This is a genomic window from Streptomyces sp. NBC_00647 (assembly GCF_045207245.1).
Classification (GTDB): domain Bacteria; phylum Actinomycetota; class Actinomycetes; order Streptomycetales; family Streptomycetaceae; genus Streptomyces.
In genome coordinates this window covers 7,554,232-7,567,316 of record NZ_CP109040.1, presented here as the reverse complement: position 1 = coordinate 7,567,316, position 13,085 = coordinate 7,554,232, and the positions used below count along the sequence as shown (strand labels likewise).

The following is a 13,085-nucleotide window of genomic DNA, read 5'->3' as shown; positions in this document are numbered from 1 at the left end:
GGACAAGCCTAGTCGTACCGTTCCTCCCCCACTCCGCCGAACAGCCTTGCGGCGCCGTACTGTTGGACACGAACGAGAAGCGCCCGCGAGGCGCGCGACGAAATCTCCTCCCCCGTAGTCCGACCTCGCGTCTCACACTGTTTTCACAGGCACGGTCTTGATGACCATGCGATCCGTCGCTGCCTGTACGGCGTCCACTGCCTCGCCGGTAGTGGCCGCGGCCGCTGAGGCGAAGGCCACGCGGTTGAAGGAGTTGCGCAGCTCGCGCACCTCATCCCCCTGCGCGGCGAAGATGAACGCTTCCATCACACCGTCGACCGCACGGGCCTCCTCGACACCGGCGACTTCCTCGATGACACCCGCGTCCACGGCGACGAACTGAACCGCAGTGCGCAAACGGGGCTGGTTCGGCAGCGGAACCGAGACCGGAGCACCTCGCATCACGTCGAGGAAGGCGGCGATCATGTCCGTCTCGTACGCGTGGTTGATCAACGGCATGATCATGTCGCCCGCCAGCCGACCCGCGGCCTCCACGAGGTGGGGGACACCGTCCGACACGATCCACTCTGCGTGGATGAACCCCGTGCGGAAACCCAGCGCGTCGACCAGCCGTTGAGTGTCGAGAAGGAGCCGGGCGCAGGTGTCGCCGGGAATGTCCGCGGGGACGGTATGCCCGGATTCCACAGGATACGGGCCGGGAAAGAGCTGCTTCCCCGTAACATTGCCGAACAGGCACTCCCCGTCGCTCACCAACAGCTCCACGCTGAACTCGGTTCCGCTGACGAAAGTCTCCATCAGCATGCGTGACGGAGTCGGCCGATCGGGCAGGAAGTCACTGCCGTCCGAATGGTCCTGGACCTGCTCCCATGCGGCGGGTATTTCGGACTCGGAGGTCAGAACGTAGGTGCCTATGGATGCCTGGAGGTTGGCGGGCTTGAGGATGGCCGGCAGACCGTGTTCCGTGACGAAGCTCCGCACCTCGTCGAGGGTGCGAACCTCCCATGACACCGGGTTGGCAACGCCGGCCGCCGCCGACACCCTTCGGAGTGCGCTCTTGTCCCGAAGGACAAGCGCCGCTCCCAGCCCCGCTCCCGGCAATCCGTAGCGTTCGGCGAGCCGGGCAGCGAACGGCACGGCGTACTCCAGCGCCGGTACCACCGCCACGGCACGCAGGTCGCCGAACTCCGCGAGGAACGCATCCGCGCTCCCGGGGCGCTGGTGCTCCCACTCAATCAGCTGCCAGGTGCAGTCGAGGGAGGCGAGCTGGTCGCGTACCTTGCGCTTGCGGACAACGTCGGGTTCCTCGATGAAGATGATGAGCTCGTCCGGGTCCATCCGACCGAGGAAGCGGGTCCAGTCGCCGGAGAACCCGACGAAGACGACAGTGCGCCGTGTAGTGGGCATGGAGTTCTTCACCTTCTGCAGGGGGTGGAATGGACGGCCCGGCCTCAGCAAGCGGCCGTTGAGATGATCCGGTCCAGGGCGGCTCTGCCGGTCCGGTCGGCGATGCCGGCCAGTTCGGAGACGATCTGTCCAGCGCCGGGATGTGTCACCCGTACGTATGTCGTGCGTGGTTCGACAACGCAGCCTCGGTACAACTTGGCCTCGTACGTGCCCGGGCCGAGCACCAGTTCCCGGAATCCCGCCGCCTGCGCGACCTCGATGAGCTCGTAGTAGTTCAGATTGAAGTAGGCGAAGTACTTGTCCGCGTACTCCGAGAATCCGGACATCTTGGGGTGCAGCTGGCCTCCGAACGCATAGCTGAGGCTGAATGCCTCGACACGCTGTCCGCGTTCTGCGACCAGGAACACCGCCCAGTCCCCGAAGAACCGGGCATTGCGCCGAATCAGCTCGACCAGCTGATCGGCGTTCATGTCATGGCCGTAGCGACGCAACTGCCGGGCGTGCAGCGCCGCATGCTCCGATGAGAACTCCCCGATGTCGGCTCGTCTCACCGCCATGTCGCTCTCGGCGAACGTGCGCCGCTCCCGGCGCACGTTCGTCCGGCGCTTTCTGGGAAGCCGGGTGAGGCAGTCGTCGAACGAGTCTCCTTGTACGGGCAGCACTGACTGGGCCAGCGAAGTGACGCCGACGTAGCCTCGCCCCTCAAGCGTCTCGCGCAGCCGGCAGGCGGATGCTGGGACATGCATGACGGCACTCGTCGGACAGCCCCAGCGCTCCGCTGTCCTCTCCAGTTCATCGATCAGGGACGAGACGACCGGTGCAGTGTCTGAGGCGACGATCCCAGGCGCATAGGCGCCGGGAAGGATCGCCGCAGCCGTGGGCGCCAGGTCGGCCAGAAGGGGTCGTACAGCGCCAAGGAGCGTCGATACCCGTTGCCGGTCGACGGAATCGGCGGGAGGTTCGGTGCCGAGGAAGGCAAGCGGGTCGTTTGCCGGGAACCCGCCGCGTTCCAGACGCCGCACTGCCAACGCACCGTCGGTGTCGGAGGTGACGGCGTAGTGCAGGCCGCTGGTGTCCGTCGGTTCATTGCATTCCAACCACTGTGGCGTACAGAACAATGAGGCCGCCCGCTGCGTGGCAGCCGACCACAGGGGTGACAGATCGGCGATCGAGGAGGAGGTACGCATCGTCTCGTCACCCGGCCCTCTTGTGAACCCTACGGATCACGGCCAGTACCCCCGGTAGGAGCTGCCGCGGACGACCCGGCGCCGTCGGCCCTCGGCTAGAGGGCCGGCCCGATGGATGGTGTCGGTGTCGAAGACGAGCAGCGAACCGGCGGGCGCCTGGAAGGTGAGGGCACGGGAAAGGAGGAAGGACTTGTACTGTCCGTAGAGCGTGTGGAAGAGCTCCTCGGAGTGCTGGTCGAAGACGTCGATCCGGATCTTCCTGAAGTCGTCGAACGTCAACCACTCGCTCTCCCGGAGGCGACTGGTCGCCGAAGTAGTGCCGGGGATCGCCTGGAAGGGACCGTTGTCGCGATCCACGTCATCCAGGTACACCAAGAATTTGAGCGCGCCGATCTCGTCGAAGTGGTACCACGTGATCTCCTTGTCCGGCTTGAAATCGTCCGTCAGGATGAGGTGCCGGTTGAGAGTGCACGGCAGGCCCAGATAAGAGGACGCCACGGAGGCCATCCACTCCTGGGTGAATATCTCGTGGGTCCGGGGTAGGGCCTGCTTGAGTTCGTCCCCGTGGTTGTACTTGAGGTGCAGCCCGGTGCGGCTCTGGCCGTAGCGCTGGGATATGTCCTTGCCCTCGGGTGTCAGGGTCTCCAGCTCTGTACCCTTGGCGGCGGCGAAGGCGCCCTCGAATTCGTCCTGGAGGTCACTCAGCTCATCCCCGGCCAGCCAGCCCGGCACCACGGCCACGCCGAATTCCTTGACCCTTTTCGTGACCTCTTGGACAAGGTCTTGACTCTCGCAATCCACCGTCAGGGCGGAAATACCGACACGCCCAGAAGTCAGGTCACCGATAATCATGGGATCACCTTATTTCTTCTTTCTTTTCCAGGGATTTCTACATCGTGTCCAGCGTGGCGCGAGCACGGCTCTCGCGTTCGAAGTAGCGCAGTAGCAATACCGCGATCAGAAGATGGCCGAGCGCGACCGCGCACTCCGCAGCGACCTCCCGCAGGCCCTCGGCCTTCCCCAAGCCTGTGTCGGTGACGAAGGCGCGTGCCGCGGCGGCCGCGTGCGTGAGAGGAAGCACATCGCCCACGATGACCATCCAGGCCGGCAGGACATCGCGAGGAATGTTGGCGCCCGTGACCAACAAGAGCACCGCAGCAGCGACGTTCGACACAATGAACACGTCTCGGAAGCGAAGCCCGAGGGCCCCCAGGACCAGGCCGAATGCCGAGCCCGACAGGGCGGCGGACGTCAATGCGAGCAAGAGGCCGGCAACGGCGCCCAGCGGGATACTCAGTCCCAGCAGCAGCGCTCCGCCGGTGAGTACGAAGACGGTGACGAACAGACCGTTGGCGGCGTAGGGCAGGGCACGCCCGATCCAGAGGAGTACTCGGCTGCGCGGGCTCAGCAGCACGACTCCCAGAGTTCCGTAGCGTCGCTCGTTCGCCACCGCCATGGTGCCTCCGAGGACACAGGCGTTGGAGACAGCGAGTACAGCGTTGCCCAGAAGGTAGAAAGTGTCGTCGGCCACTCCCAGCTGGCGCCCCAGGTAGACGAAGAAGAGCAGCTGCAGCAGCGGACCGGCCAGCAGTGTGCCGACGAACATCGACGGCGTCGCGCCTACGAACAACGCCCGGTAGGAGATGGCCCCGCCGATTACCAGCAGACGGACGGAATTAATGAACGCACGCAACGTGAGAGCTCCTTCAGCTGAGTGCCAGCGTGGCGGCCTGACGCGCCCGCCGCTCGACCACGCCGAGCACAGCGACGGCCACCGCGGTGTACAGCACCCCGAGTCCGAGACCAGCGGTGAGCGGACCGAGCACATCTCCCCCTGACGTCGCGGCCCTCAACGCCCTGGCTCCCCAAGTGGTCGGAAGGATCATCGAAATCGGAGCCGTCCACCCCGGAAGCACGCTCATGGGGGTCAGAACCCCCGATAGCAGCCAGACCGGCGCCTCAAGGGCGTTCGTCAACGCGTGCGCGTGGCGGAGCAGCACGAAGGTGCTTGCCAGCAGAAGTCCCATCATGCCCATCGACAACACGCATCCCGGCAGTGCCACAAGGAGCAGAACGGGATGGGCGAAATCCAGCGGAACCGAAAACAGCAGCACCCCCCACAGCACTGTCGCCGCCATGGCATAAGTACCGATGATCGCGGTTGCCACGGTGACCGGCAGAAGGATCAAGGCCAGGGGCGTGGGTGCGGTCACAAGCATTTCCAGGGTGCCCAACCAGCGCTGATTCTGCACTGCGGCGCCGGACCCGAAGAGTACCGAGGTCCAGATGCCCATCAGTCCTGCTCCCACAGCGGCTTCCAGGAGACGCTCGGGGTGGCCACTGGCCCGGAAGAGGTAGGTGGCGAGGGTGGCGTAGACGATCGGCAACAGGACGGCGAAGGCCACTTCGAGCGCCGAGCGCGACATGTAGGTGACGTGTGTCCGTACCCCGACAGCGAGCAAGCGGGGTATCCGTCGTGCCGGGACGCTCACGTCAACTCCCGTGTCCTGCTTGGCGGCCGCTCGGCACGGCCACGCGCTCCTCCGTCGTGCCGGCGGAGTCCGCGACGCCCTCCACGATGGCCACGTACGCGTCCTCGAGGCTCGGTTCCCGGTCAGTGACGCGGCCGATCCGAAGTCCGTCGAGCGCCGCCAGCACGGCGCCGTGCTGATCGGTGCCCTGACGGCTCTGCACCACGATGGTCTGGGCCGTGCCGCGATCCTCCACCTGTACCGCCCGTACGCCGGGCAATCGGCGGATCCTCGTCACGTGGTTCTCGCCCGCACCGTACGCCTCGACTTCCAGTATGTTCCGGTCCGTCACTCCCGCCTTGAGTTCCGCCGGCGTGCCGACCGCTTGGATGGTGCCTGCGGCAATCACTGCCATCCGGTCGCAGAGTTCGTCGGCCTCGGCCATGTAATGCGTCGTCAGCAACACAGTGGTCCCGCTTTCCTTGAGCGCCAGAATGGTGCGCCGCAGATCCCGCGCGGCAACCGGGTCCACGCCGATGGAGGGCTCGTCCAGAAACAGAACATCGGGCCGGTGAAGCAGGCCCCGGGCGATGTGAAGGCGTTGGCGCATCCCTCGCGAGAACCCTTCGACACGCTCGTTCTCTCGACCGGTGAGTCCGACGACTTCCAGGAGCTCGGCGATACGGCTGCGTTGTTCACGCGGATCAACATGGTAGATCTCGGCGAAGTAGCGCAGGTTGTCCAGGGCGGACAGTCGGTCGTAAAGACCTCTGTCACCGCCGAATACATAGCCGATCCTGCGTCGTACCGCGACAGGATCCCGGGTGACATCGTATCCGAGTACACGAGCCGTTCCGGAAGTGGGCAGAAGCAGGGTGTTGAGCATTTTGATCGTGGTCGTCTTGCCAGCACCGTTTGGACCGAGCAACCCGAAAAGCTCGCCGTTCGCAACCTCCAGGGAGACTCCTCGAACGGCATCGACGGAATGTCGACGGGGCCGCAGTAGACCATTCCTGGAAATGTAAGTCCGACATAGGTCAACTGCTTCGATTGCAGGCATGCTTGAAGCTTAGAGAAGGCGTCCTATCCAATCAAGGGAGACCGTGTCCAGACGCATGACCTCGTGGCTCTCAGGCGTTCAACGCGGCATGCCATGGGCTGATGTCCAGTCCCGGGTATCGACGGCTCAAACCCTCAATGACGTCCTCGTCGTAGGCTTCATGGCCGGGCGGCGGGAAACCGAAGAGTTCGAGCTCAGGCGGTGTGGAGCCAGCGACAAAGCGCTGCCAGGACGGCACCATGGCGATGCGTTGGAAACTCTGCAGCCCGAGCCAGTCGGTACCAGCCACCTTGTAGGAGAGGTTCATCCAGATCCGTTCACCCTCGGGCTCTGTCATATTCACCGCTCGATGCCAGATATCCGGCGCATAGACGAGGAGGCTGCCCGCTCGGCCGGGAAAGGAGACCTCCGCCTTGTACAGCTCCGGATGAGTACCTCGCCACACGCGATAGGGCACGGGGGGCATTTCCCGGGTGAGGCCCCTCGGTACGAGACGTGTTGGCGCACACCCCTCCGTCACATCCGTCAAGTACAGGAACATCTCGACTTGTCGAGGGCGAGACTTCTTCTTGGGCACCAGCAACGTATGCGAAGAGTAGTCGAGATGATGGGGTTGTTCGTAATCCGTCGCACCTGTGTATTTCGCCCACAACTGGGCTTGGTAGAGGCGCAGGTCGCGAGAACCGAGCAGAGTGGCGGCGACTTCCGTTATCCGAGGATGGACGGTCAGCCGGTTGAGTGTCTGCCCGGCCCAAGGGAAGTCGATCTGTCCCGCGAACTGCTCCGGATTTTGCGTGAATAGTTTGCGACGCCCTTGAGATTCATGCGGCGCTCTTGACGGGGTGCGCGGGCGGGACTCCTTCCGTGTTGCCGCATACTCGGCACCCGAAGGGTATATACCACCCAACTCTGCCAGAACATCTACCAGTTCTTCTTTCCCCAAGAGCTCGGGAATCAGGAAGAACCCGTCCTTCTCCCAACTCCGCTGGTACGCATGCAATGGATGACGCTCCTTGTCGATCTGGATCAGCTCTCCGAACCGGCGCTGCCATTCGGCGCACCCGTCGCCCAGGTACGAAGGCGTTCCGCCAGGTCTGGTTTCGAGACCAGGTCCAAGGCATGAAGTGCCGCCTCCAACTGAGCGGCGTTCTTAGGACCGATGACGATGCGCGTGACGGACGGAACGCTGAGACAGAACGCGATCGCCCAGGCCGCCGGCGCAGTCGTCCTCGCTGTGGGCGGGGACCCCGGCTCCCGCACCGAGTGCACGGCGCGCGCGAAGCCGCGCGCGGCGGCCCGCATGACAGCCTGGGTTTCGGCCGGGAGGTGGGATCTCCAGTCCGTTCCTGGTATCGGCACGAAGTCGGGGTGAGCCAGGAAGCCATAGGCCAGCGGCTGCATCGCCCACACCTCCCAGCCCCGCGCGTCCAGGCGTCCGGCCGCCGGGCAGGCGACGCGGTGGTTCACCGCGTTGAGTTCGATCTGGGCGATCCGTGCGCCGGGCGGATGGCAGCGCTCCGCGAACTCGGCCAGGGCCTCCGGGAAATGGCTGGCCACCCCCACCGTGGCAGCAGGGAACCGGTTCTCCAGCGAGCGGAGCGTCTCAGCCAGGGAACCGTCGCTGAAGGAGCGGATGTCGGGGTCCTTCACCAGGATGTAGCCCGGACATCCCGCGAACGCCGCACCGTACTCGATCTCGGCGACCAGCCCCGGAAGGCTCAGGTCGCTCACCGGCCCCCGCCCGGTGAGTGGCCGACCGGGTTTGGCGACGTTGCGCCACCACCGCCCACGGGTGCGCTGCCACTGGCCCACCCTCCGCAGACCCTCGCCGGCGCCGTAGCCCGGGGCCGTGTCGATGATCCTCAGGCCCGCTTCCCACGCCCGGTCCATCGTCTCGTAGGCCACGTCGTCGGCGACTTCACCATAGGAACGGTCGATGGGGAGACGTCCCCGGCCCGAGAGGCCCCAGGTGCCGAGGACGAGGCTGTCGGACGCCGTCCGCGCAGGCATCAGGCCGGCACCGTCGGCTCGGCGGCGAGCGCGCCCAGAAGGTCATCGCGCAACTGGGTCAGCGTCCGGACGGACAGCGGCAGCCCAGTCACCTTCGCGGGTACCGCAGGCGGGAGATGCGCGTTGATCGTCACCGTGCCGTCGGAGGGGAACATCACGAAGTGGTAGTCCCGCCATTCGATCCCGTAACCCGATCCCTCTCTCAGCACTTCCCTTGAGGTGCAGGTGAGCCGGGGTGTGTCCTGGGATCCGGCGTTGTCGAACCGTAGATGGTGGTACGAGCCCTTGATGATGCGTGTGGCGAAGGAGCGCCGGTGGTAGTGCGGGCTGAGAGTGCCGCCGCGCCAGAGTCTGTCGAACCGCTCCCGGCTGAACAGGTTGATCCGGACGAGCCCCACGCCGTCGCGTTCGGCCACGGTCAGAACGCGGGGATCGACGTCCGGCGTCTCACCGTCGTGCCGGGCCAGACGGACCAGATCCTCGACGCCGAGAGACGCCGTGTGCTCGGCTGTCGCGGCACGCCAGTCGATGTCCGCCCCCAGGGCCGCCTCCATCTGCGGCAGCAGCGGCCTGCCTGCGTCGACGCGGTCGAGGAGAGTTGCGATCGCGTTCATACCGTCGCCTTCTGGTGCCGTTCCTGACCCATCGTGATGAGGTCGTTCTGCGTGTAGTAGCGGACCGACCCCTCAGCCTTGGCCACGCCGGCGAGCAGCAGCGCCCTGGCCAGCGTCATCCGGGACTGGACCTCGTCCAGTCTGCGGTTGGTATCCGCGATGGCCTCCGCCGCCGTCGGCGCGTCGGCCCCGGACAGGTCCTCGACGGCCTGCTCGACGACGCGGACGAACGTCTCGTTGCACAGCTCTTCGAAGCGGTCGATCGACCGCTTCACTTCGGGCCTGCGGCCCGGCACCGTGCGGCGCCACTCATAGGTGACTGATGACTGCAGTCCGGCGATGACCTCCATGAACGGTGCGAAGCGAGCTGCCGTCAGCTCGGTGACTCGCTTGGCGATGGCCGTCCGGGGATCCAGGTACTCGGACGACAGTGTGGCTCCGTGGTCGCGCAGCGCGCCGTCGTGTTCGATGACCCGGTTGAGCGGTGTCCCGAAGTGCGGATCGACGGCACTGTTCACGGTGACCGGTTTCAGTTCGTCGATGCTCCGGAGGAAGTCCAGGTTCGCTCCCACCTCGGTCAGGGTGGTCCGGTGGTTGAACATCATGAAACCCGGCTGGAATGACAGTCCGAGCGATTTGATGACGCGTACCGCTTCAAGGTTCTGGCGTACTGATTGGCCCTTGCCGTACAGGCGCAGCGTCTCGTCGTCGCCTGTCTCCAGACCGACGAAGACGTGCTTGAGACCGCCGCGGGCCAGTGCGGTCAGTACCCGTTCGTCCACATTCTCGGCTCGGCAGGACATGGCGAAGCCGACAGGCAGCTTCAGCTCCTCCAGTTCTTGTCCGATCATGAGGGCACGTTCGTGTCCGGCTTCTGTACCGCCGAAGAACTCGTCGTCGACGACCAGGAGTTCGATCAGCCCGAAGCGTTCGTGGAGGGCGGCGATCTCCGCCACTGTGTGTGCGACCGACCGCGCCAGCCATCCTCCGTTGGCCAGCGGCCGGTCGCGTTCGAGGCCGTAGAAACGCGGAATGCTGCAGAAAGTGCAGCGCGCGTAGCAGCCCCTGCTGGCGGAGACACAGACGAGCCCGTCGAGGTCGATGATCTCCTGCGTGAGGTCGCGAGCCGGCGGTGCGAGAGTATCGAGGTTGTGTACCCGCGGCGCGGGCTTCCACCGGACGCCGTCGTCCCACCGGGCGTACACACCAGGAACCGTACGGGGGTCGTCGCCGTTCCGGACCGCCTGCGCGTAACCGACGATGGGCCCCTCTCCCTCACCCGCCACCACTGCGTCGACGGCGGGGTTGGCGTCCAGGACGCGGCGCGGGATGAAGGACGCGGCGTGCCCACCGACGACGATGTGGCCCCCGTATCCGGCTTCGCGCAGCATCAGACACACGCGCGCGGTCCGCTCGGGGAAATGGTTGAGGATGACCGTGAAGCCGACGACGTCTGGCTGCTCGTCCAGAATGCGGCGCACGGTCTCCTCCTCGCTCCAGTCGTAGAGCATGCCGTCGAGCATCGTGACGTCGACGCCGTGGTGTCGCAGCGCACCCGCGCAGTAGGCGATACCCAGACACTCAACCGGCTTGCTGAACTTGTGCAGGACGTCGACCGGCGGCCTCACGAGAACGGTCTTGCCCATGGAGGCCCCCATCAGAAGACGAACTGGGTCGTGTGGCCGAGCAGGCGCACCGGGATATTCCACGCGCGTTCGAGGTCGCCCCAGTGCCTGCCGACGAGATCCCGGCCGTGTGCGTTGAATCCGGTAGCGGGCACGAGAATGAGGTCAGGTGTACGCCCCGTTTTCTCCTGGTGCCGGACGAGTGCCGCATGGATGTCACCCACCGTGCACATGTCCATGACCCTGATGTTGCCTCCGAGATAGTCGTTGGTGGCGACGACGAAGTCGATGCAGTCGGCATGGTCGGCGACAGAGCGCTCGATGAAGGCCCGAGCGGCGGGGAGCATGAGCGATGAGGTCACGAGCCAGCTGTACCGCGACCCGACATCCTCGATCTGCTGGGCGATCCCGCGAGCGTCGCCGCTGCTGATCGAGGGAGCCGTCACCACGCCGTGCGGCACGAGGTACTTTCCGATGTAGGGACCCGTGTAGGGATACGTCGGCGGAAGCTCGGTGTCCAGCGTCAGGTCCAGTGACTGGCCGGCCCGCCGAATACGCAGCTTGACCAACCCTTTGACCAGCATCAGGGAGCTCACCACCTCCGACCTGGTCGTGGGGCGCAGGTAGCCGACGCCGACGATGACATCTCCGGGCCGCAGCCCACATGCGGCTGCGGGCGAGCCGGGGATGGTGCCGATGACGCGGGCCGCCAGCGGGTCGTCGTAGAAGAAGTTCTCCTCGTAGGCGCTGGGAATCGCGATGATCGGCACGTGGGTCTTCTCCCGCATGGACTGTGCCCATTCGATGACGCTGCCCCAAAGGATGTCCGTATCGAAATCCATTGGGGAAGGGTGGTCGCGGGTGAAGCCCGGCTCGTTGACCCGGATGAAATTGGGGTCGAGCTCCGAGACGGTCTCGATCGTCCGGGTCAGGTCCTCCAACGGAAAATCGGGCGTCGCGACCAAGCTCACGCCGAAGGGGATCTCATGCTTGCGCAGTTCTTGCAGACAATGCAGCGCCGTCCAGGTGCGGTTGGGCCGCTCCTTCATCACCTCCTGTCGCAATGGCTCGTCGACCGTGTTTGTCGACACCACGAAGTGGACCGGCTTGACCTCCGCCAACTGCTCCACGATGCGTGGCGTCAGCGGATTTCCGTTCGTGGTGAAAAAGAAGGGACGATCCGTCGTCTCCCGAAGGGTCTTCATCACCTCAGGCAGCCGAGGGTCGACGAGGAACTCGTTCAGTTCCCACTGGGCGGAGAACAGGGCCCGACGTTCCTGCGGCCTGTAGTAGGCGATACGCGTGTCGAGTTCGTCGCGGGCGATGCTCTTCTTCGCCCGTGCGATGGCCAGCGTGTCCGGATTGCCGAAGAGGTAGCAGAAGGAACACGCCACGTTGCATACGCGGGCCAGGTGCTCGTAGACCTCTGACGGATGTCCATGGGACGGCACGACCCAGTCCCCGGTGCGGCGCAGGCGGAAGCCCTCCGGCTCCGTGTGCTCGCCGTTCTTGGAGATACGCAGCAGCGGCGCGAGAAGCGACCAATGTCTGGCCAGGATCGGAATGGTGGGCTCGGTCTGTGACACGGAGAAGAGCGGCTGCCTCCTGATGGCCGCCTTGGCGTTCTCGGTACGCTCAGCCAGCGGGTGAGGCTGTGCCAGGGGCCGCACCCTGAGGGGGAAATAGCCAGATCCGGTCAATAGCGCCGACGGGTTGACGAATTCACCGTCCACCAGGAGATCGACCTCGTCCAGGACGATCTCCAGAAGCGAGACAAGATAACTGCGCTGACCGTCCTTTTCCTCCGCCGGCGGCAAGGGGTACGAAAAGGCGAAGTCGCCGGAGAGATCCGGGGCGTGGTCCCAGGATCCGCCAGTGGCACCGTCGACAGTGACCCACTCGGCCGCGAAGAGAGGCACCTTGGCATTCTCGGGGATGGTCAGGTCCAGCAGTGCCGTCAACGATTCGCCGATCAGATCCTCGGGCACGCGATGCAGCCCGGTAAGGGGCACGCTCTCCCCGAGTCCGTAGGCAGGCGCAGAATGCGGGTCGCGGCACCGCAAGCGGTAGGCGGACGGTTGCAGCGTCTCGCCCCGGCTGTCCTGGAGTGTCACGCCGCTCAATGTGAATCCGAGAACGGATCCGATGTACCGGTGAAAGGCTTCTCGGACCCTCGGCAGCCCAACCGCCGGTTCGGTTTTCAAGAGTGACATGAGCGTCAGTTCTCCTCTTCAGCGCAGATCCATCGGGGCTTGAGACGGGCCTGTGCCCGTACCGCACAGTCTGATGCGGGTGCCCTTGAGGCCGCCTTCGCGGAGACACGAAACGTGCCTCCGCGAAGGCCAGGTGCATCACAGTCCACAGACGGACCTAGATGCCCCTTCAGACCATGTTGAGCGTCGAGATGTCCGCAGAGAGTGACCGCGTAAGGGCCTCGGCCCGCTCAAGCAGGTCTTCCCGAGTCCAGCCCTGAGCGGCAATGAGTTCCTCGGCCTTGGCCTCGTCGCTCAGCGCCTCCATGAGGTCCTCGACCGATATGTCGAGTTTCTCTTCAAGGACCGCAACGGTGGGAGACATAGCCCCTCCATTCGTTCGGTGAATATTTACCTTGCGCAAGAACACTGACACGGTTCCATGAATGCAGGCAAGGGTGTCCAGGCCGGTCACAGGACAGCCTAAATCTGAGTCCACGTAAGGATATTCAGCCGTAAATA

12 protein-coding genes are annotated in these 13,085 nt (G+C 65.0%); all 12 read right to left on the bottom strand.

What is annotated here, in order from left to right; all coding sequences use genetic code 11:
• Nucleotides 1-132 precede the first annotated feature (132 nt).
• A complete protein-coding gene (locus OG788_RS33295; RefSeq protein ID WP_406374841.1) occupies nucleotides 133-1,404 on the bottom strand; it encodes an ATP-grasp domain-containing protein in 1,272 nt (423 codons plus the stop codon).
• Between the two features lie 44 nt (nucleotides 1,405-1,448).
• Entirely contained in the window at nucleotides 1,449-2,591 is a 1,143-nt protein-coding gene (locus tag OG788_RS33290) for a GNAT family N-acetyltransferase (protein ID WP_406374840.1), read from the bottom strand.
• 36 nt (nucleotides 2,592-2,627) lie between these two features.
• Complete coding sequence (locus OG788_RS33285) at nucleotides 2,628-3,332, bottom strand: phytanoyl-CoA dioxygenase family protein (RefSeq protein ID WP_406374839.1); 705 nt, start codon at nucleotides 3,330-3,332, stop codon at nucleotides 2,628-2,630.
• 148 nt (nucleotides 3,333-3,480) lie between these two features.
• Nucleotides 3,481-4,284 (bottom strand): ABC transporter permease, encoded by an 804-nt coding sequence (locus tag OG788_RS33280; protein WP_406374838.1) that lies wholly within the window; start codon nucleotides 4,282-4,284, stop codon nucleotides 3,481-3,483.
• A 13-nt stretch (nucleotides 4,285-4,297) separates the two neighbouring features.
• Nucleotides 4,298-5,083 carry an ABC transporter permease gene (locus tag OG788_RS33275; RefSeq protein WP_406374837.1) on the bottom strand — a complete coding sequence of 262 codons (786 nt, stop codon included), beginning with the start codon at nucleotides 5,081-5,083 and terminating at the stop codon, nucleotides 4,298-4,300.
• Nucleotide 5,084: 1 nt separating this feature from the next.
• Nucleotides 5,085-6,122, bottom strand: coding sequence for an ABC transporter ATP-binding protein (locus OG788_RS33270; RefSeq protein ID WP_351121337.1), 1,038 nt, complete (start codon nucleotides 6,120-6,122; stop codon nucleotides 5,085-5,087).
• Between the two features lie 70 nt (nucleotides 6,123-6,192).
• Complete coding sequence (locus OG788_RS33265) at nucleotides 6,193-7,122, bottom strand: phytanoyl-CoA dioxygenase family protein (RefSeq protein ID WP_351121339.1); 930 nt, start codon at nucleotides 7,120-7,122, stop codon at nucleotides 6,193-6,195.
• Between the two features lie 26 nt (nucleotides 7,123-7,148).
• On the bottom strand, nucleotides 7,149-8,132 hold the full coding sequence (locus OG788_RS33260) for an aldo/keto reductase (protein ID WP_406374836.1): 984 nt from the start codon (nucleotides 8,130-8,132) through the stop codon (nucleotides 7,149-7,151).
• Complete coding sequence (locus tag OG788_RS33255) at nucleotides 8,132-8,746, bottom strand: hypothetical protein (RefSeq protein WP_384791151.1); 615 nt, start codon at nucleotides 8,744-8,746, stop codon at nucleotides 8,132-8,134. The genes OG788_RS33260 and OG788_RS33255 overlap by 1 nt, the downstream gene beginning before the upstream one ends.
• Nucleotides 8,743-10,392 carry a B12-binding domain-containing radical SAM protein gene (locus tag OG788_RS33250; RefSeq protein WP_406374835.1) on the bottom strand — a complete coding sequence of 550 codons (1,650 nt, stop codon included), beginning with the start codon at nucleotides 10,390-10,392 and terminating at the stop codon, nucleotides 8,743-8,745. The genes OG788_RS33255 and OG788_RS33250 overlap by 4 nt, the downstream gene beginning before the upstream one ends.
• Before the next feature lie 11 nt (nucleotides 10,393-10,403).
• Nucleotides 10,404-12,485: a radical SAM protein gene (locus tag OG788_RS33245; protein WP_406374834.1), complete on the bottom strand. Its 2,082-nt coding sequence runs from the start codon at nucleotides 12,483-12,485 to the stop codon at nucleotides 10,404-10,406.
• 268 nt (nucleotides 12,486-12,753) lie between these two features.
• A complete protein-coding gene (locus OG788_RS33240) occupies nucleotides 12,754-12,948 on the bottom strand; it encodes a hypothetical protein (protein ID WP_351121347.1) in 195 nt (64 codons plus the stop codon).
• Nucleotides 12,949-13,085: the final 137 nt, after the last annotated feature.

Coding starts and splice junctions, on each gene's coding strand:
- OG788_RS33260 (WP_406374836.1), bottom strand. CDS start 8,132: ATGCCTGCGCGGACGGCGTCCGACAGCCTCGTCCTCGGCACCTGGGGC.
- OG788_RS33270 (WP_351121337.1), bottom strand. CDS start 6,122: ATGCCTGCAATCGAAGCAGTTGACCTATGTCGGACTTACATTTCCAGG.
- OG788_RS33250 (WP_406374835.1), bottom strand. CDS start 10,392: ATGGGCAAGACCGTTCTCGTGAGGCCGCCGGTCGACGTCCTGCACAAG.
- OG788_RS33290 (WP_406374840.1), bottom strand. CDS start 2,591: ATGCGTACCTCCTCCTCGATCGCCGATCTGTCACCCCTGTGGTCGGCT.
- OG788_RS33255 (WP_384791151.1), bottom strand. CDS start 8,746: ATGAACGCGATCGCAACTCTCCTCGACCGCGTCGACGCAGGCAGGCCG.
- OG788_RS33295 (WP_406374841.1), bottom strand. CDS start 1,404: ATGCCCACTACACGGCGCACTGTCGTCTTCGTCGGGTTCTCCGGCGAC.
- OG788_RS33240 (WP_351121347.1), bottom strand. CDS start 12,948: ATGTCTCCCACCGTTGCGGTCCTTGAAGAGAAACTCGACATATCGGTC.